Genomic DNA, 18,344 nt, shown 5'->3' with positions numbered 1-18,344 from the left:
ATTAGTTATTACCTCCCTTCTCTACCTCATCCTTTATTAACTTCCAAGCTTCATCGTTACTCTTCTTTAAAACCACTCTATATTTATTATTTTCTATTGTTGTATCAAATTGACATACTGATGAGTAGTCACAATAATTACAATATGGAGTACTATTATTTTTACAAGGCTCTATTTTTATATCACCACTTAACATATCTTCACATATTTCTGCCATTTTATCATTAACATATTTTCGTAATATATCAAATTGCTCTTCTGTAATTACTGAACTACTGGATGTAAAATCACCGTCTTTCTTTATCGCCGCTGGTATTATTAGTGAATATGATTCCATATCATTATCCATAGCCTTAACAACATTTATATCTTTAAGAAGTAATCCACTCATCTTTAATTCTTTTAATATATTGTCTTTTATTTCTTCCTCTGTAAGTTGTTTTTTAGATTTTATTATTGGATCATCTATTCTGAAATATAATATTGCTCCTGGCATTGCTTGCTTGTGCAATATATACTTTGAATTTTTTATAAGAGCATCTAAGTAAACTAATAACTGTATTTGGAGACCATAATAAACTTCTGTTAAATTGAACTTTTTAGCTCCTGATTTATAATCAACTATCTTTATATATGTGTTTCCATCTAAATCTAAGGTATCAATTCTATCTACTCTTCCAACTAAATATACTGTTTCATTTGATGGTAGGTCTATCTTAATTGCTTCACCATCTTTAAATCCTCCAAAAGCAAACTCATTTTTAAATACTTCAAATTTTCCTTTTCTCATTTGCTCTGATATAACCATTACTGACTTAGTTATAGTTCTCTTAAATCTATCTGCAAAATATTTATATTTTTTTGTACTATTTAATATTGAATTAGAATCATTCTCTAACCTTTTATCAACCAGTTCATTTACTATTAACTTACATCTTTCTTTATTTAAATCAGACCATGCTATTCTTTCATCTCTTATGGTATTTGTAAAATCATCTAATACGTTATGCATAAATGACCCTAAGTCTGGAGCAGAAAATTCATATACTTTTCTATCCTTTGCCTTTAATCCATATTGTACATAGTATGAAAAAGGACACTGCGCATACTTTTCTATTCTAGATACATTAAATATTAGCTTCTTATTTTCTGACTCATATAATCTCTTTATTTTTTCTCTAGGAACCTTCTCAACTAGATTTGTATATGTTAATCCTTTAAACATTCTACTTGATTTATTTTTAAATTCCTCACTATTTTCAAACCACTTAAATGTTTGAGCCCAATAATCATCTATCTTCTCCTTTTCAAACTCCATTCTTAGAGCCGATATAAGTTCATTAAAAGTTGGTGTAGGAGCCGTTATTTTATTAAATTTATCTTCTTTATCTCTCTTATTATATATTTCACTTTCCTCTGTTACATTTGATAGAATCTTTTTAAGTCTTGGAATAATTATAGATGGTCTTAATGATTTTCCTTCAAAATCTGCCATAGGGAAGGTTACCATTAAATACTCAGAAGGAATTGTTAATGCTGTATAAACAATAAACTGTTCTTCAAAAGCTCTACTTTTAGTATCTGATGCTAATTTTATTCCTATATTCCTTAAAACATCTCTTTCTCTATCACTTATAATTCCTTCGTCCTTATTTGAAGCTGGTAATATGCCATCATTTACTCCTATTAAATACAGTGCTTTTACTTCTCTACCTTTAATTCTTGATATATCACCTATATTCACTTGATCTAAAGACATAGGAATTACCCCTATTTCTTTCTCCTCAAATCCTGATATAAGTATTTTAGTAAATTCTTTTATTTCTAAAACTTCGTCTCCTAAAACTTCTACAACTTGATCTAGAATTTCTATTACCATCTCAGGAACTTGTATATATTCTTTTATTTTATCTTGAAGTCCTAAGGTATCAAATTCTTCTAACCAAGTTTCTAGAGTTTTAAATACGCCTAGTTCATTCATAAATTCATATATGTTTATAGCAAAATCCTTTACCCTATGCTTTCCCTTTATCTTATTATGTAACTTAATTAAAGGTGCTCTTATTTCTTCCATAATCTCAAGAATTATATTTTCTTCTTCAGAAATATTCTCTTTATCATAAAGATCCTTAGTCCATTTATACCCCTTTATGCCATTAGATAATATATAATTTTCTAGTATATCGATATAATCTCTTTCAACATTTACTAATCCACTTTTTAAATATTTAAATACACTTTCATATGACCAATTGCTTGATAATATCTCTAATGATGAAATAATAACTACAACTAATGGATTATTAAGTATTTCTCTTTTTTTATCTATAAAGAATGGAATGTTATATTCATTAAAAATAACTGTAGATATCTTTTCATACTCATCTATATTTCTACATACAACTGCTATGTCCTTAAATCTATAGCCATTATCTCTAACCATTCTTAAAATATCTTTAGCTACAACCTCAATTTCATCATAGCTATTGTTTGCTTTATATACTCTTACATTATTTGCTTTACCTTTATATTCTTTGAATGGATAAGTAAAAAAGTGACGTTCTAAATGTTGCAAATCTTCACTATTTAAAAATCTATATGAATATCCTTTATTTAAATTAATAGGCTCTAAATATGATATATTTCCTTCTTGCATAATTCTTAATATAGAGTTTTCAGTATTCTTTATTGCATCAAATATATCAGTATAATCTATATTGGCACCACCACTTAAAGAATCACTACATAAAGTTATATTTACAACCTTTGCCTTCTTTGCAAGTACCTTTATAACCTCTAACTGTTGAGGTGTGAAAGTAGTAAATTCGTCTATCCATATTTCAGAATCATCATATATAGTGCAATCTTTTAATCTCTTTGCTAATAAAGTTAATTCATCATCTGAATCAATAAACCTCTTATGAAGAACCTCATTAAAATTATCAAAAATTAGTTTCAAATCATTCATTTTCTTTTTAAGTTCATCATCATTTATTTCTTCTTCTTTTATATTTAATATTTCCGTGGAAATATTATATTTTTTAAATTCTGTAATTACTTTTGATACTATTGATGAGAAGCCTTGTTGCTTAGACATTCTGTTAAAGTATTGCAAGTCTTCTCCTTTATCTTTTAATAATTTATAAATAAGCATATTCTTTCCAGAATCGCTCATTCTAACCTCTGTTCTTCCTCCACATTCTTCTGATACTCTATGAGCCATTCTTTTAAAGCTTAATACTTCCCCCCTTAATAGTCCCCTTTCAGTTACTATGTCTAGGAATTTCTTTTCTGTATCGAAGGTGTATTGTTCTGGAACTATTAAAATTAACTTATTTTCATTATCATTGTTTTCCATTTTCTTTTTTATTTGTTCAAGACAGAATCTACTTTTTCCTGTACCTGCCCTTCCAAAAATAAACCTTATTCCCATAAACACACTCCTAATAATATTCTATCTTAATTATTCCCCTCAGCCTTAAATAAATTCTTCTTTAAATAAGCCCATTACTATGGTATCAAGATATTTTCCGCATATATAGTACTTACTTCTTCTTACTCCTTCTTCCTTAAATCCACATTTTCTATAACAATTTATAGCTCTAATATTTTCCTTAACAACTTCTAGTTCTATCTTATGAGCTTTTCTCTTATTAAATAAATAATTGCATAACGTTCTTATTGAATCTTTACCATATCCATTTCCCCAATATCCCTTACCTATAGTTATACCTATTGAATATACATCTCTTGTATAACTATTTTCTTTATAATAAACATATCCTATTAAATCACTATCTTTGGTTACTATAACCAATTCCTTTTTATTTGGCTTCGTAAAGTGATGGAATTGGCTTCTTATATATTCCTTAGTCATAATTCCTGTAGATAAACCATTATACTTAAGTACCTCTTTATCTGCACAAATATCATATAAAGTATCTATATCTTCTCTTACTGGATCTCTTAAATATATATTTTCTCCGTATATCATAATGCCATCTCCCTAAGTAAAGTTTATACTATAAAATAAACCTTTGTATACTTTATTATAAATCTATTGTTATAGTAAAAAAAAGAGTTCAATTAAAAATTGAACCCTTAATTTTCATATTACTCTGAAATATATACTTCTACTCCATAGTGATCAGAAATAACATTTTTGTTTATATTATTAAATATTACATTAGACTTTTTTACATTAACAATTCTATTGGTAAATATTATATCTAGTCTTTTATTCTTCTTTTTACCTTCCCAACCTGCAATTTCACCCTTTACTGTTATACCATCATCTTTCTCAACTGCTATCGTATAAGTATCAATCAACCCACTATTTAATAAATAATCATATCCTTCTTTTTTAATCATAGCATCATTATTAAAATCCCCCATAATAAAGCTTAATCCATCAACTTTATTAATAAGATTTTTCACTTGGTATCTGAAGGATTCCTCTTCATCATTCCACCAGCCCAAATGACATGTGAAAAAGTTAATTGTATTATTATTTATATTTATAGTACATTTAATTATTTTTCTACTTTTATAAAAAGTTTTATCACTACTTTCAGTTATATAGAAAGCTTCTGAACCTTCTATTTTATGTTTAGTTAATATAGATAATCCCTCTTCATATATATCATAACCTATATGTGAAAAATCCCAAATATAATTATATTTACTTTCTCCTAATTCCTTAAGTTCTTCATTTAATAAATGAACAAAATTATCTTTTTTTATAATTCCTTTAATTATATCTTCTTTTATACTTTGACTAACTTCTTGAAGGGCTATAACGTCATATTGATTTTCCTTTATTATTTTTGCTAAATACTTGATTTTCTCTACTTGATTTTCTTCCATCCATGAATGACAATTAAGTGTTAATAATTTCATCTTAAACTCCTAATATATCTTGTATATTTGATTTTAACACATCTGCCTTTGGCCCATATATAGCTTGAACTCCATTATCTCTTAATATAAGCCCTAATGCCCCATTCTTCTTCCATTCTTTTTCATCAGCTACTAATTTTATATCTTTAACAGTAACTCTCAATCTTGTCATACATGCATCTATATCTTCTATGTTATCCTTTTCTCCTAATAATGAAATTATCTTAATTGCTTGTAAATCATTTTCTGTATTTTGATTTTGTTTAGAAGAAGATTTTGTTGTCTCTTCATTTTCTGAATCTATATAGTTTCCATTACGTCCTGGTGTTGGAATATTAAATTTTTTAATTAATATATTGAATATTCCATAGTTTAATCCGAAGAAAACTAAACATGTAATTATAAAATTAATTAAATCTCTTATTAACCCTGCATGAATCATCATTGGTGTTCTTGTTAAAAATTCTATAAACCCAAATGCATGAACTCTTAATTGTATTATATCAGTTAAAGCAAATCCTATTCCTGTAATTACTGCATACACTCCATATAATATAGGTGATATAAACATAAACATGAATTCTATTGGCTCTGTAACTCCTGTTAGGAATACTGCTAATCCAGCTGATAAGAATATTGTTTTATATTTACTCTTTTTATCTGATTCAACATTCTTATACATTGCAAATGCTATACCTAGTAATGATGCACTTGAAAGTATAACTTGCCCTGCCTTAAATCTTGCTGGAACAACACTTGTTAATAATGTATTATACTCTGAAATATTTCCAGCATCCTTGAAGTTAATTAGATCCCCTATCCATGCTAACCATAATGGATCCTGACCTGCTACTAATGTGCCTGCTGATGAACCTGTCATTATTTGATATACTCCACCTAACTCTGTATAGTTTACAGGAACTGTTAACATATGATGTAAACCAAATGGTAATAATAGACGCTCTAATGCTCCATACACAAAAGGAGCTAAAACTGGTGCTGTATCTTTTGATTCTGCTAACCAAACTCCAAAACTATTTAAAGCTCCTTGTATAAATGGCCAAACTATTGACAGTACTATAGCTGTAACTGTTGATCCTAAAATAACTACAAAAGGAACAAATCTTTTTCCATTAAAGAAATCTAATGCTTTAGGTAGCTTATTATAATTATAATATTTATTATATAAAGCTGCTCCTAAAAAACCTGCAATTATCCCTACGAAAACTCCCATATTAAGTGCCGGTGCACCTAATATATTAGTAAAGTAATTTTTAACTATAAGTTCTGTTCCAAATAATGAATTTACTTTTGCTGAAGCATCACTTAGCATTCCTGGATTTACTCCAAATATTGCACCTGTAATACGATTAATTAATATAAAGGATAGTAATCCAGCAAAAGCACCACCAGCTCTTTCTTTTGCCCACGATCCACCTATAGCAACTGCAAATAATACATGAAGATTTCCGATTATAGCCCAACCTATATCTTCCATAACCCTTCCTATAGTATTTATTATTGATATATCCACTGACATTCCTATTAGCTTTCCAATAGAAATCATAAGTCCTGCTGCTGGCATAACCGCTACTACAACTAATAATGCCTTTCCAAATTTTTGCCAGAAATCGAATGATACCAATTTACCTTTTTTCTCAACTTTCCCCATTATTATTCACTCCTTATTTTTATTAAAAATCTTAATCTATTTTATACATTCTCGCTTCATATGGCTTTAAATCTAAATATTTCAAATCATCATGTGGTAAAACCTCATAATTTGATATTAATAAGTTTTCATATTTTAATATTTCATTCTCATACTTATACTGTGTCTTGATTCCTGATAGGTTAGTTATAATAATAAACTTTTCCTCATTAATTTCTCTTATATATGCATAAATCTTATCATGATTTTCTAAAATTAATTTGTACTCACCATATATAAGTATCGGATTATTTTTCCTTATTCTTATCATATCTTTATAAAAATTAAGTATTGATTCTTTATCATTAATTTGATCTTCAACATTTATATATTTATAATTTAGATTAATTCCTATCCAAGGTTTACTATTAGAGAATCCCGCATTTATTGAGTTACTCCATTGCATTGGGGTTCTAGCATTATCTCTAGATACTGCCCATAAATGTTTTATACATTGTTCCTCAGTAAAACCATTTTCTAACATATCATTATAAGCATTTATACTTTTAACATCATTATACTCATCAACATATTTGTATTTTACATTTGTCATCCCAATCTCTTGCCCTTGGTATATAAATGGAGTTCCTTGCTGCATAAAGTACATCAAACCTAACGCAGTAGAACTTTCTCGCCAATATTCTTTATCATTTCCCCATGTTGATACTACTCTTGGAATATCATGATTCTCTATAAATAATGCATTCCACCCTTTATTATATAAACCCTCTTGCCATCTAGTTAGAACCTCTTTACACTCCTTTACATTGAATGCTTGATTATCTTCATTATTCCATAAATCTAGATGTTCAAATTGGAATACCATGTTGAACTTACCTGTTTCTTCTCCTACCCACTCTTCTGCTTCTTCAGCACTTACTCCATTTGCTTCTGCAACTGTCATAACATCATATTTTGAAAATGTATTTTCAGTTAATTCATCTAAAAAATCATGTATACCTTCAACATTCATATGCTTTTCGAAACAACTTAAATATTTTTGATTTTCTATATTAGGCATGTCATTAAATTCTGTATCTTTCTTAATATGACTTATAGCATCTATTCTAAATCCATCTATTCCCTTATCAAGCCACCAATTTATCATTTTATAAATTTCTTTTCTTAAATTCTCATTTTCCCAATTTAAATCTGGCTGCTTTTTCGTGAATAAATGTAAAAAATATTCATTAGTATCTTTATCATATTCCCAAGCTGATCCTTTAAAGATACTCTCCCAATTGTTAGGTTCTAACTCACCTTTTCCTTTTCTCCAAATGTACCAATCTCTTTTAGGATTATCCCTAGATGACTTTGACTCTATAAACCACTCATGTTCATCACTAGTATGATTTATTACTAAGTCTATTATTAACTTCATTCCTTTCTTATGAACCTCTGATAGTAACTCATTAAAGTCTTCCATAGTTCCAAAATCAGTCATTATATCTTTATAATCGCTTATGTCATAACCGTTATCATCATTTGGTGACTTATACATTGGGCAAATCCATATAACATCTATACCTAAATCTTTCAAGTAATCTAACTTTGAAGTTATTCCTTTTAAATCACCAATCCCATCATTATTATAATCAAAAAAACTCCTTGGATATATTTGATATGCTACTGCTTCTTTCCACCAAATTTGTTTCATATATTCCTCCAACATAGCTAAATCTGTGCAATCGTTTGCCTAAAATATTTTAAAATATGTGTACAGAGAATATCTGTACACATCATTCTATTTGCTTTCTAATATTGCTAGTGCAGCTGCACCTAAAACCCCTGCTTGATTACCTAATAAAGCTTTTTCGACTTTACAGTGATTATAAATTGTCTTTAAGCATCTTCTTTCCATTTCATTTTCTATTTTGTCAAATACAATTCTACCAGCTTCACTAACACCGCCACCTATAACTATTTTATCAGGATCAAAAGTGTTTGCTATATTTGCAACAGTTATTCCTAAATATGATAAAGCATCATTTAATATATCTTGTGAAACTTTATCTCCTTTTTCAGCTTCTACGAATACTTCCTTAGCAGTAACTTCTTCATAATTCTTTAAGCTAGTTTCTACCTTACTTTCAAAAGCTTCCCTTGCTCTCTTCATAATTGCAGTTCCTGATGCAACTGCTTCTGCACATCCAGTGTTCCCACATCCACATCTAGGACCACCTTTCATAACAGTAGCATGTCCTATTTCTAATGCATTTGATGTACTACCTCTAAATAGATTGCCATTTATTATAGCTCCTCCACCTATTCCCGTACTTACAGTAATGAAGACCATGTTTTTACTTCCCTTACCTGCTCCAAACATAAATTCACTTAGTGTTGCTACATTTGCATCATTATCTAAGTAAGTATCTAATTTATATCTATCTTTTATAGGTTGAACTATGTTAAAGTTCTTAAATGGTAAATTAGGAGTATATACTATTAATCCCTTTTCTACATCTAAAGGCCCTGGAGAACCTATCCCTATTGCTTTAACTTCATTTATATCTGTTCCTTCTAATACATCATCTATTGTTTTTAATAATTTTTCTAAAACTACACTCTCACCTTTATGAGCTTCTGTTTTAACGGTAACTTCTTTTATTATAGATCCCTCTAGGTCAACTAAAGCAGTATATATTTTAGTTCCTCCTAAATCAACACCTACTACATATTTCTTTTCCATTTCCATCCCCCTAGATATAAATTTAATTTTATTTCTCTTATATTATAAAAATAGTATATCATACAAGAGAAATTGTTTACAATAATTTAATGTTTTGTTTTACGCGAAAATTGCTAATCATTTTAAATTATCTTCATTTTTCTCTATAATTTAAAGTTTCGTGCAATCGGTTGCACTTACTCTTGAATTTTAATCTTTTGTATGGATTTTCTTTCTATTAATTTTGTATCTATTATGTATGAATTTTTCTCCATATCTCTATCTTCTAATTTATTTATTATAAGCTTTGTTGCATGAAATCCTAATTTTTCTGCATTTATATCTACTGATGATAATGGTACGTTTTGATACTCAGACATAGGTATATTATTAAACCCTACAATAGATATATTATACATATTAAGCTTATTTAAAACTTCTTGAACTCCAAGTGCTAATAAATCATCAGTAGCTATTATGGCTGTTGGTTTATTTAATTTTAATATTTTATTCGTCGCACTGCTTCCATTTTTTTGTGTAAACTCTTTTCCTTCATATATCAAACTTTCTTCAATCCCTATATTATTGTCAAGTAGTGCTTGCTTATATCCATTTAATCTATCTTTAGATACATTTAGATTGGATTTAGCCCCCACAAAACCTATTGTTCTATGTCCATAACTTATAAGTTTTTCTACTAATTCATACATAGCTTTAAAATTATCATTATCTACCCATAATACATTTTGTATATCATCTGGTCTCCCTATAACGACAAACGGAAATTCCCTTTCCTTCAAATATTTTATAGAATCATCATCTTCTTTAGAATTTAATAAACAAATACCATCAACTAAATTACTGTCTATAAATTTTTCAAACCATTCTTTATCATTTTTTCCTTCTTGCTTAAAGGCATACATTATATAATAATTTTCTTTTTGAGCATATATACTCATCCCCTTCATTGCTTGAACAAAAAATGGATTAGAAAATATATCTTCTGCCTCTTTTGGTAATATTACTGCTAAAATTCTAGTTCTATTATTAGCAAGGCCCCTTGCAATTATATTAGGAGTATAATTTAATTTTTTTATTGCTTCATTTACTTTTTCTTTTGTTTTATCACTTATTTTATCACTGTTCGATAATACCCTTGAAACTGTTGATGTTGCAACATTTGCTTCCTTAGCTACATCTTTAATTGTAACTTTCATCTTATTTTCCCCCTAAGAATTACTTAATAAGATTATAGTATATTTTAAATATAAAATAAATCTAAAATAAAAAAGCATCCAACTACTGTTAGATGCTTTCTGGCGGAGAAACCGGGATTTGAACCCGGGCGCCAGTTACCCGACCTACGCCCTTAGCAGGGGCGCCTCTTCAGCCACTTGAGTATTTCTCCACGTGCCTTCTCTTGAAGTTTTATGGCGGAGAGAGTGGGATTTGAACCCACGGTACCCGCAAAGGTACGCCGGTTTTCAAGACCGGTGCCTTAAGCCAGCTCGACCATCTCTCCATATTCCGTCTTGCGACAAATATTATTATATCAAGTACTATATTTATTGTCAATTATTTTTTTAATTTTTTATTACATAATAAATATTAAAATAATACTTAACTATAATAAGCTAATACTTTAATTAAAAAGCATCTAAGAAAACTTAGATGCCTTTATGGCGGAGAGAGTGGGATTTGAACCCACGGTACCCGCAAAGGTACGCCGGTTTTCAAGACCGGTGCCTTAAGCCAGCTCGACCATCTCTCCATACTTCGTCTCGCGACAAATATTATTATAGCAATGACTTTCTTTATTGTCAATTATAAATTTACATATTTTTAAATTAAATAATAAATCTAATAAAAACAAATTTCTACCTCTTCATCCCCCACTGAAATTACTGCTTATTAATCTAATAGTAAAATTTAAATAACATATATACTTAGAAAAATCAAATATATTACTTTCTTTTGCAATATATTCCATTACGACTTAATTTTATCTTTCAAATAAATAAGTAAAGACTAAATCTAATAGCATAGATTTAGTCCTTAGAATTAAAACTACTTAATTACCTTCATATTTCCCATGTATGGTTGAAGTGCAGTTGGAATATTTACTGAACCATCTTCATTTAAGTTGTTTTCTAAAAATGCTATTAACATTCTTGGTGGCGCAACAACTGTATTGTTTAATGTATGAGCAAAGTATTTTTTATCCTTAGCATTTACACGAATTTTTAAACGACGAGCTTGTGCATCTCCTAGGTTTGAACAGCTTCCTACTTCAAAATATTTCTTTTGTCTTGGTGACCAAGCTTCAACGTCTACTGATTTAACTTTAAGATCTGCTAAATCTCCAGAACAACATTCTAAAGTTCTAACTGGTATATCTAAAGAACGGAATAAATCTACAGTATTTACCCATAATTTTTCATACCACTCCATACTTTCTTCTGGCTTACATACAACTATCATCTCTTGTTTTTCAAATTGATGAATTCTATATACTCCTCTTTCTTCTATTCCATGAGCTCCCTTTTCTTTTCTAAAACAAGGAGAATAACTTGTTAAAGTTTGTGGTAATGAATCTTCAGGTAATATAGTATCGATGTACTTCCCTATCATAGAGTGTTCACTTGTTCCAATTAGATATAAATCTTCACCCTCAATTTTATACATCATAGCATCCATTTCAGCAAAGCTCATAACACCTGTTACAACTTCGCTACGAATCATGTATGGCGGAATACAATAAGTAAACCCACGATCTATCATAAAATCTCTAGCATATGAAATTATTGCTGAATGAAGTCTTGCAACATTACCCATTAAATAATAGAATCCACTTCCAGCTACTTTTCTAGCACTATCTAAATCTAATCCACTTAACTTTTCCATTATATCTGTATGATATGGAACTTCAAAATCTGGAACCTTTGGATCTCCAAAACGTTCAACTTCTACATTTTCGCTATCATCTTTACCGATTGGAACGCTTGGGTCAATTATATTTGGTAGAGTCATCATTATTGTCTTAACTCTTTCATCTAACTCAACTTCCTCAACTTCTAACTCAGATAAACGCTCTGAATTTTCAGTTACCTTCATTTTCATTTCTTCTGCTTCTTCTCTTTTTCCTTGAGCCATTAAAGACCCAATTTGTTTTGAGAATTTATTTCTATCAGCTCTTAAAGCCTCAGCTTGTTGTTTAGCTTCCCTAAGCTTTTTATCTAATTCTATTACCTCATCTACTAGTGGAAGTTTGCTATCTTGAAACTTATTTTTTATATTTTCCTTAACTATCTCTGGATTTTCTCTTACAAATTTTAAATCTAACATTATGTATACCTCCTAATAATTTATATCTATTAATTTTTTTCAATAAAAAAAGAACCTTTCCCCTAAACAAGGGACGAAAGATTCCGCGTTGCCACCCTAATTAATAGCAAAAAATGCTATTCTCTTTAATAAATTTAACGGTTTAAGCCGTACTGCTCATCACAGTCCCTCCAAGGTGGATTCATAACATTTTACTATCGATTTACACCAAACATCGACTCTCTTAAAACAAATATTGTTATTACTAGCCTCTTCAACAGTTTTATTATATTTATTCTTAATATATTATAAAATATTGTGTATGTCAATATTTTACTAAGATGATTTTTATATATTATTTGTTTTTTGTACTATAATTATTCATCTAATATATCTTTTGTACATATTACGTCAATCCCAGTATTTAATATATTTTTGCAAATCATACTTCCTTCTTTAACTGGAGTACTAACATATATTCTAGCTAAAACTTTAGATAGCTCTATCCATAATGATTTATCTACTTCTTTATTAGTTCTAACTGGTACAACCTTATATTTTTCATTGCCCTTAACTCTAACTATTGATGTAAATATATCTTTATTATCAACTTTAGATTCTGAATTAAACATCCTTAAACTCCTTTATTCGGCTTGATATAATTTTAGAATTCTTAGAATCCTCAACTATATCTGTAACTTTTTTATCAAGCTCTCTAGCTAATATATTTACTATTTTTTCATAGCAGTAGGAACCATGACAACTTCCAAATCCAGATCCTGTTCTCCTTTTAACGCCCTCTACAGTTCTAGCTCCCAAAGGTCTTCTTATACAGTCTACTATTTCACCTTCAGATATATTGTTACATACACATATAATTTTCCCATATCTTTTATCTACAGCTATTATTTCATTAGCTTCTTTTTTTCCAAGTTCTCTAAATTTATAAATTTCTCTTCTTTTATCAATAAAGTTTTTCTTTAATGTACAATTTAAATTATTAGCTATAGTATCACAAAGCATTTTTGCTATTGCTGGTGCTATCGTAATTTTCCCATAATGAGTACCTGTTACTCTTATATATCCTTTATCTATCTCACTATCATCTATTACCATAGAATCTTTATTGTAACTTTCTCTAAATAAATTATTTATATTATTTTTATCTAAGTCTATTAATAAGCTATTTGCATACATTAAATTATCTTCTAAGCTAGTTTTTTCTGTACTTTTTATTCCTATTAACGATCCTGTAGTTGTTGTTGGAGTACTTAGTACAAAAGTATTTTTATCAAAAGTTTCTATTACTATTTTATTTAATTTATTTTTATAATTATCATCGACTAATAAATAACTCATATTTTTAAAGCAAGATTCATTATTATCTACTTCTTTATCTTCAACTTTTCCATTTTCTCTTATATATATTTCATGAGGAATTGTATTTATAACAACCTTGCATGTAAATTTATTTTTATTGGTAGTTACTTTAAATCCTCTAGCTAAACTTTGTATATTTAAAACTTCTTCTTCTAGCCTAAAATTAACTCCATTATCTGAAGCCACTTCAGCATATGCAATAGCTAGATCATAAGGTGCTACTATTCCTATATTTTCAGAATATAACCCTTTCTTTATATTAGTATTTATATTTGGTTCTATATCATATACATCTTTATCATCTATTAAATAAACGCCGTCTATCCCTCTTTTTTTTGCTCTATCATACATCTCTTGTAATTTCTTAACACCATTTTCATCATTTACAACTCTTAAGGCTCCAATTTTTCTAAAAGGAACTTTAAACTTTTTACAAGTATCCATCATTATTGAGTTTCCTATATACTCAAGTCCAGCCATTACATCATCAGATGTCTCTGAGCCGTCATATACTATAGATGTATTTACAAATGAAATATCATCTGCTATATCATAATCTCTTTCTATTAAAGCTATATTAAAATTATATTTTGATAACTCATATGCAACTGAACACCCTATTATTCCTCCACCTAATATAAGAATATCATAGTCCATAAATATTAAATCCTCCTAAACTCTATAATAAAAAGCCTTTTTTCGATAATTCCATCTTTATTGCTTCAATGTCCTCTTCATTATCTGCAGCTATAGTATGAAGATGAACCCCATTAGTCAAATTTGAAAGAGGTTTAATATTTTTTCTTTTAAATTCACTTTCAAATTTATTTAAATCATTTAAGTTTTTTATCATTAAATTTCCTTTTATTTCACCATAGATAGGATGATCTATTATAACATCTTCTATTATACCACCATATTTAACTACGATTTTTAATTCTTCTATAGTTTCGCTACTTCCATGATTAACTGCAATAATAGCCTTTATTTTATTAATATCTTTATTATAAATATATCCATCTGGAGTGGCTATTATATTTTTACCAGCAGCTCTTAATATAGCTATATCTTTTACTATTATTTGCCTCGTAACTCCAAATAAATCAGCTAATTCTGTTCCTTTAATTGCTCTATTCTTTTCAATTATCAACTTTATAATTTTTTCTCTTCTTTCAATAGCTCTCATAAATACACCTCTGTACTAATTTTTATCATCACAAGTACTTATTATATTAAGTATTCTATTATTATTTACTTTATTTTTATTATGATGATATCTTACCACTTGTAAAAATTCTTTATCATAATTAAAATCTTTAAGCATATCTAACCCTATTTTAGGATGATTATAATATATATCTATTTGTTTTACTTTATTGTACTTTTTAATTTTACCTTTAGTTATCTTATCTAATAACACAATTACAGATTTTTCTATTAAACTTAAATGTTTTTTACTCTTTCCTACATCATGCAATAACGCTGCCTTAGCTAGTTTATTTATATCAACATCTATATTAAAATCTTCTTTCATTTTTATTGAATCTTTACATACTCTTATACAGTGATGCTTATCATTATGTTTTAACTTATTAAATATTTTAATTTCATCTTCACTTAAAAACTTATTTATATAATCATAATCTATATCCTTAAATAATGAAGTAAATCCCCATATAAATTGTTTTATTCTATATAAAGCCATTTTAATCACCTATATTTATTATCTATATATATATAGATAATAACACTATATATTTTCATTATCAATTATATATATTTTTATAAAACAAAAAAAGCTACGAAACTAATCGTAGCTTTGGTGGAGGTAAAGGGATTCGAACCCTTGACCCCTTGCGTGCAAGGCAAGTGCTCTCCCAACTGAGCTATACCCCCATAAAAAAATAACCTGGCGACGTTCTACTCTCCCACACAGTTTCCCATGCAGTACCATCGACGCTGTAGAGCTTAACTTTCCTGTTCGGAATGGAAAGGAGTGTTTCCTCTACGCCATCATCACCAGATATCAGAGTGTTCTCTGAAAATTGCACATGAATTACAGCCAAAATCTTTTAATTATTGGTCAAGCCCTCGACCTATTAGTATCAGTCAGCTAAATATGTTACCACACTTACACCTCTGACCTATCAACCTTGTGTTCTTCAAGGGGTCTTACTAGCTTATGCTATGGGAAATCTCATCTTGAGGGGGGCTTCACGCTTAGATGCTTTCAGCGTTTATCCCTTCCCGACTTAGCTACCCAGCCATGCTCTTGGCAGAACAACTGGTGCACCATAGGTCAGTCCATCCCGGTCCTCTCGTACTAAGGACAGCTCCTCTCAAATTTCCTACGCCCGCGACGGATAGGGACCGAACTGTCTCACGACGTTCTGAACCCAGCTCGCGTGCCGCTTTAATGGGCGAACAGCCCAACCCTTGGGACCTACTACAGCCCCAGGATGCGACGAGCCGACATCGAGGTGCCAAACCTCCCCGTCGATGTGGACTCTTGGGGGAGATCAGCCTGTTATCCCCGAGGTAGCTTTTATCCGTTGAGCGATGGCCCTCCCACGAGGTACCACCGGATCACTAAGCCCGACTTTCGTCCCTGCTCCACTTGTGGGTGTCGCAGTCAGGCTCCCTTCTGCCTTTGCACTCTTCGAACGATTTCCGACCGTTCTGAGGGAACCTTTGGGCGCCTCCGTTACTTTTTTGGAGGCGACCGCCCCAGTCAAACTGCCCACCTAACAATGTCCCGTCACCAGATTCATGGCGTCCGGTTAGAATCCCAATACTGTCAGGGTGGTATCCCAAGGATGACTCCACTAAGGCTGACGCCCTAGCTTCTCAGTCTCCCACCTATCCTGTACAGACAATATCGAAACTCAATGCTAAGCTACAGTAAAGCTCTACGGGGTCTTTCCGTCCAATCGCGGGTAGCGAGCATCTTCACTCGCACTACAACTTCGCCGGATTTGCAGTTGAGACAGTGCCCAAGTCATTACGCCATTCGTGCGGGTCAGAACTTACCTGACAAGGAATTTCGCTACCTTAGGACCGTTATAGTTACGGCCGCCGTTTACTGGGGCTTAAGTTCACACCTTCGCTTGCGCTAAGTGTTCCCCTTAACCTTCCAGCACCGGGCAGGCGTCAGCCCCTATACATCAGCTTACGCTTTAGCAGAGACCTGTGTTTTTGCTAAACAGTTGCTTGGGCCTATTCTCTGCGGCCTGCTCTCGCAGGCACCCCTTCTCGCGAACTTACGGGGTCAATTTGCCTAGTTCCTTAACTGCAATTCTTCCGATGGCCTTAGGATTCTCTCCTCATCTACCTGTGTCGGTTTGCGGTACGGGCACTACTTCTCTCTCTAGATGCTTTTCTTGGAAGCATGGAATCAGATACTTCGGCCAAATTGGCCTTCCCCATCACACCTCAGAATTGTTAAGACGGATTTTCCTGTCTTAACTCCCTAAATGCTTAGACTAGCATTTCCAATCGCTAGCACATCCTATCCTTCTCCGTCACACCATCGATAATAACGATAATAGTGGTATTGGAATATCAACCAATTGTCCATCACCTACGCCTTTCGGCCTCGGCTTAGGTCCCGACTAACCCTGGGCGGACGAGCCTTCCCCAGGAAACCTTAGATTTTCGGCCTGTAAGATTCTCACTTACATCTCGCTACTAATGCCAACATTCTCACTCGTAATCAGTCCACCGCTCCTTACGGTACGACTTCAGCCCGATTACGACGCTCCTCTACCGCTCAAGTTAAACTTGAACCCGTAGCTTCGGTGGTAAGTTTGAGCCCCGGACATTTTCGGCGCAGGATCTCTCGACTAGTGAGCTATTACGCACTCTTTAAATGAGTGGCTGCTTCTAAGCCAACATCCTAGTTGTCTTAGAAATCCCACATCCTTTACCACTTAACTTACACTTTGGGACCTTAGCTGACGATCTGGGCTTTTTCCCTTTTGACTACGGATCTTATCATTCGCAGTCTGACTGCCGGACTCATAGTATATGGCATTCGGAGTTTGATAAGGTTCGGTAAGCGATATGCCCCCTAGCCCATTCAGTGCTCTACCTCCATTACTCATATCCGACGCTAGCCCTAAAGCTATTTCGAGGAGAACCAGCTATCTCCGAGTTCGATTGGAATTTCTCCGCTATCCACAGCTCATCCCATGCTTTTTCAACAGCAACGTGGTTCGGTCCTCCACGGGGTTTTACCCCCGCTTCAACCTGGCCATGGATAGGTCACCCGGTTTCGGGTCTACGGCATGCAACTAGTCGCCCTATTAAGACTCGGTTTCCCTTCGGCTCCGTACCTTAAGTACTTAACCTTGCTACATACCG

At 31.3% G+C, this 18,344-nt stretch carries 12 protein-coding genes, 4 tRNA genes, 2 rRNA genes and 1 other annotated feature (1 of these 19 cut by a window edge); all 18 genes read right to left on the bottom strand.

Annotation, left to right across the window (positions count from 1 at the left end):
* Position 1 precedes the first annotated feature (1 nt).
* A complete protein-coding gene (addB, locus tag ACZJV1_RS00095) occupies positions 2–3,433 on the bottom strand; it encodes a helicase-exonuclease AddAB subunit AddB (protein ID WP_463651042.1) in 3,432 nt (1,143 codons plus the stop codon).
* A 45-nt stretch (positions 3,434–3,478) separates the two neighbouring features.
* Positions 3,479–3,994, bottom strand: coding sequence for a GNAT family N-acetyltransferase (locus tag ACZJV1_RS00090; RefSeq protein WP_460288593.1), 516 nt, complete (start codon positions 3,992–3,994; stop codon positions 3,479–3,481).
* 119 nt (positions 3,995–4,113) lie between these two features.
* Positions 4,114–4,899, bottom strand: a complete 786-nt coding sequence (locus ACZJV1_RS00085; RefSeq protein WP_463651041.1) for an endonuclease/exonuclease/phosphatase family protein — start codon at positions 4,897–4,899, stop codon at positions 4,114–4,116.
* 1 nt (position 4,900) lies between these two features.
* Positions 4,901–6,571 carry a PTS transporter subunit IIBC gene (locus tag ACZJV1_RS00080; protein ID WP_463651040.1) on the bottom strand — a complete coding sequence of 557 codons (1,671 nt, stop codon included), beginning with the start codon at positions 6,569–6,571 and terminating at the stop codon, positions 4,901–4,903.
* 31 nt (positions 6,572–6,602) lie between these two features.
* A complete protein-coding gene (locus ACZJV1_RS00075) occupies positions 6,603–8,267 on the bottom strand; it encodes a glycoside hydrolase family 13 protein (RefSeq protein WP_463651039.1) in 1,665 nt (554 codons plus the stop codon).
* 87 nt (positions 8,268–8,354) lie between these two features.
* The gene (locus ACZJV1_RS00070; RefSeq protein ID WP_460288597.1) at positions 8,355–9,299 is read right to left on the bottom strand and encodes an ROK family protein; all 945 of its coding nucleotides are present in this window, start codon (positions 9,297–9,299) and stop codon (positions 8,355–8,357) included.
* Between the two features lie 176 nt (positions 9,300–9,475).
* Complete coding sequence (locus tag ACZJV1_RS00065; protein WP_460288598.1) at positions 9,476–10,495, bottom strand: LacI family DNA-binding transcriptional regulator; 1,020 nt, start codon at positions 10,493–10,495, stop codon at positions 9,476–9,478.
* 100 nt (positions 10,496–10,595) lie between these two features.
* Positions 10,596–10,686, bottom strand: a tRNA-Ser gene (locus ACZJV1_RS00060).
* A 23-nt stretch (positions 10,687–10,709) separates the two neighbouring features.
* Positions 10,710–10,800: transfer RNA gene (locus ACZJV1_RS00055), tRNA-Ser, on the bottom strand.
* Between the two features lie 158 nt (positions 10,801–10,958).
* A tRNA-Ser gene (locus tag ACZJV1_RS00050) sits at positions 10,959–11,049 on the bottom strand.
* A gap of 296 nt (positions 11,050–11,345) precedes the next feature.
* A complete protein-coding gene (gene serS, locus ACZJV1_RS00045) occupies positions 11,346–12,623 on the bottom strand; it encodes a serine--tRNA ligase (RefSeq protein ID WP_463651038.1) in 1,278 nt (425 codons plus the stop codon).
* 66 nt (positions 12,624–12,689) lie between these two features.
* Positions 12,690–12,889, bottom strand: a binding site (T-box leader).
* Between the two features lie 90 nt (positions 12,890–12,979).
* Positions 12,980–13,234 carry a DUF1667 domain-containing protein gene (locus tag ACZJV1_RS00040; RefSeq protein ID WP_460288600.1) on the bottom strand — a complete coding sequence of 85 codons (255 nt, stop codon included), beginning with the start codon at positions 13,232–13,234 and terminating at the stop codon, positions 12,980–12,982.
* Positions 13,227–14,639 carry an FAD-dependent oxidoreductase gene (locus ACZJV1_RS00035; protein WP_463651037.1) on the bottom strand — a complete coding sequence of 471 codons (1,413 nt, stop codon included), beginning with the start codon at positions 14,637–14,639 and terminating at the stop codon, positions 13,227–13,229. The genes ACZJV1_RS00040 and ACZJV1_RS00035 overlap by 8 nt, the downstream gene beginning before the upstream one ends.
* Positions 14,640–14,661: 22 nt before the next feature.
* Positions 14,662–15,168 carry a 3H domain-containing protein gene (locus ACZJV1_RS00030; RefSeq protein ID WP_463651036.1) on the bottom strand — a complete coding sequence of 169 codons (507 nt, stop codon included), beginning with the start codon at positions 15,166–15,168 and terminating at the stop codon, positions 14,662–14,664.
* Between the two features lie 15 nt (positions 15,169–15,183).
* Positions 15,184–15,687 (bottom strand): HDIG domain-containing metalloprotein, encoded by a 504-nt coding sequence (locus ACZJV1_RS00025; protein WP_463651035.1) that lies wholly within the window; start codon positions 15,685–15,687, stop codon positions 15,184–15,186.
* A 115-nt stretch (positions 15,688–15,802) separates the two neighbouring features.
* A tRNA-Ala gene (locus ACZJV1_RS00020) sits at positions 15,803–15,878 on the bottom strand.
* 11 nt (positions 15,879–15,889) lie between these two features.
* A 5S ribosomal RNA gene (gene rrf, locus ACZJV1_RS00015) occupies positions 15,890–16,006 on the bottom strand.
* A gap of 55 nt (positions 16,007–16,061) precedes the next feature.
* A 23S ribosomal RNA gene (locus ACZJV1_RS00010) occupies positions 16,062–18,344 on the bottom strand (it continues 623 nt past the right edge of the window).

This window comes from Clostridium sp. LS3, from assembly GCF_055330225.1.
The sequence above is the reverse complement of the archived record's forward strand: the minus strand, read 5'-3'. Positions and strand labels throughout refer to the sequence as shown.

What these genes read in the sequence shown, in the direction of transcription:
- ACZJV1_RS00085 (WP_463651041.1), bottom strand. Translation starts at nt 4,899, where the DNA reads ATGAAATTATTAACACTTAATTGTCATTCATGGATGGAAGAAAATCAA.
- ACZJV1_RS00035 (WP_463651037.1), bottom strand. Translation starts at nt 14,639, where the DNA reads ATGGACTATGATATTCTTATATTAGGTGGAGGAATAATAGGGTGTTCA.
- ACZJV1_RS00025 (WP_463651035.1), bottom strand. Translation starts at nt 15,687, where the DNA reads ATGGCTTTATATAGAATAAAACAATTTATATGGGGATTTACTTCATTA.
- ACZJV1_RS00080 (WP_463651040.1), bottom strand. Translation starts at nt 6,571, where the DNA reads ATGGGGAAAGTTGAGAAAAAAGGTAAATTGGTATCATTCGATTTCTGG.
- ACZJV1_RS00065 (WP_460288598.1), bottom strand. Translation starts at nt 10,495, where the DNA reads ATGAAAGTTACAATTAAAGATGTAGCTAAGGAAGCAAATGTTGCAACA.
- ACZJV1_RS00075 (WP_463651039.1), bottom strand. Translation starts at nt 8,267, where the DNA reads ATGAAACAAATTTGGTGGAAAGAAGCAGTAGCATATCAAATATATCCA.
- ACZJV1_RS00070 (WP_460288597.1), bottom strand. Translation starts at nt 9,299, where the DNA reads ATGGAAAAGAAATATGTAGTAGGTGTTGATTTAGGAGGAACTAAAATA.
- serS (WP_463651038.1), bottom strand. Translation starts at nt 12,623, where the DNA reads ATGTTAGATTTAAAATTTGTAAGAGAAAATCCAGAGATAGTTAAGGAA.
- ACZJV1_RS00030 (WP_463651036.1), bottom strand. Translation starts at nt 15,168, where the DNA reads ATGAGAGCTATTGAAAGAAGAGAAAAAATTATAAAGTTGATAATTGAA.
- addB (WP_463651042.1), bottom strand. Translation starts at nt 3,433, where the DNA reads ATGGGAATAAGGTTTATTTTTGGAAGGGCAGGTACAGGAAAAAGTAGA.
- ACZJV1_RS00040 (WP_460288600.1), bottom strand. Translation starts at nt 13,234, where the DNA reads ATGTTTAATTCAGAATCTAAAGTTGATAATAAAGATATATTTACATCA.
- ACZJV1_RS00090 (WP_460288593.1), bottom strand. Translation starts at nt 3,994, where the DNA reads ATGATATACGGAGAAAATATATATTTAAGAGATCCAGTAAGAGAAGAT.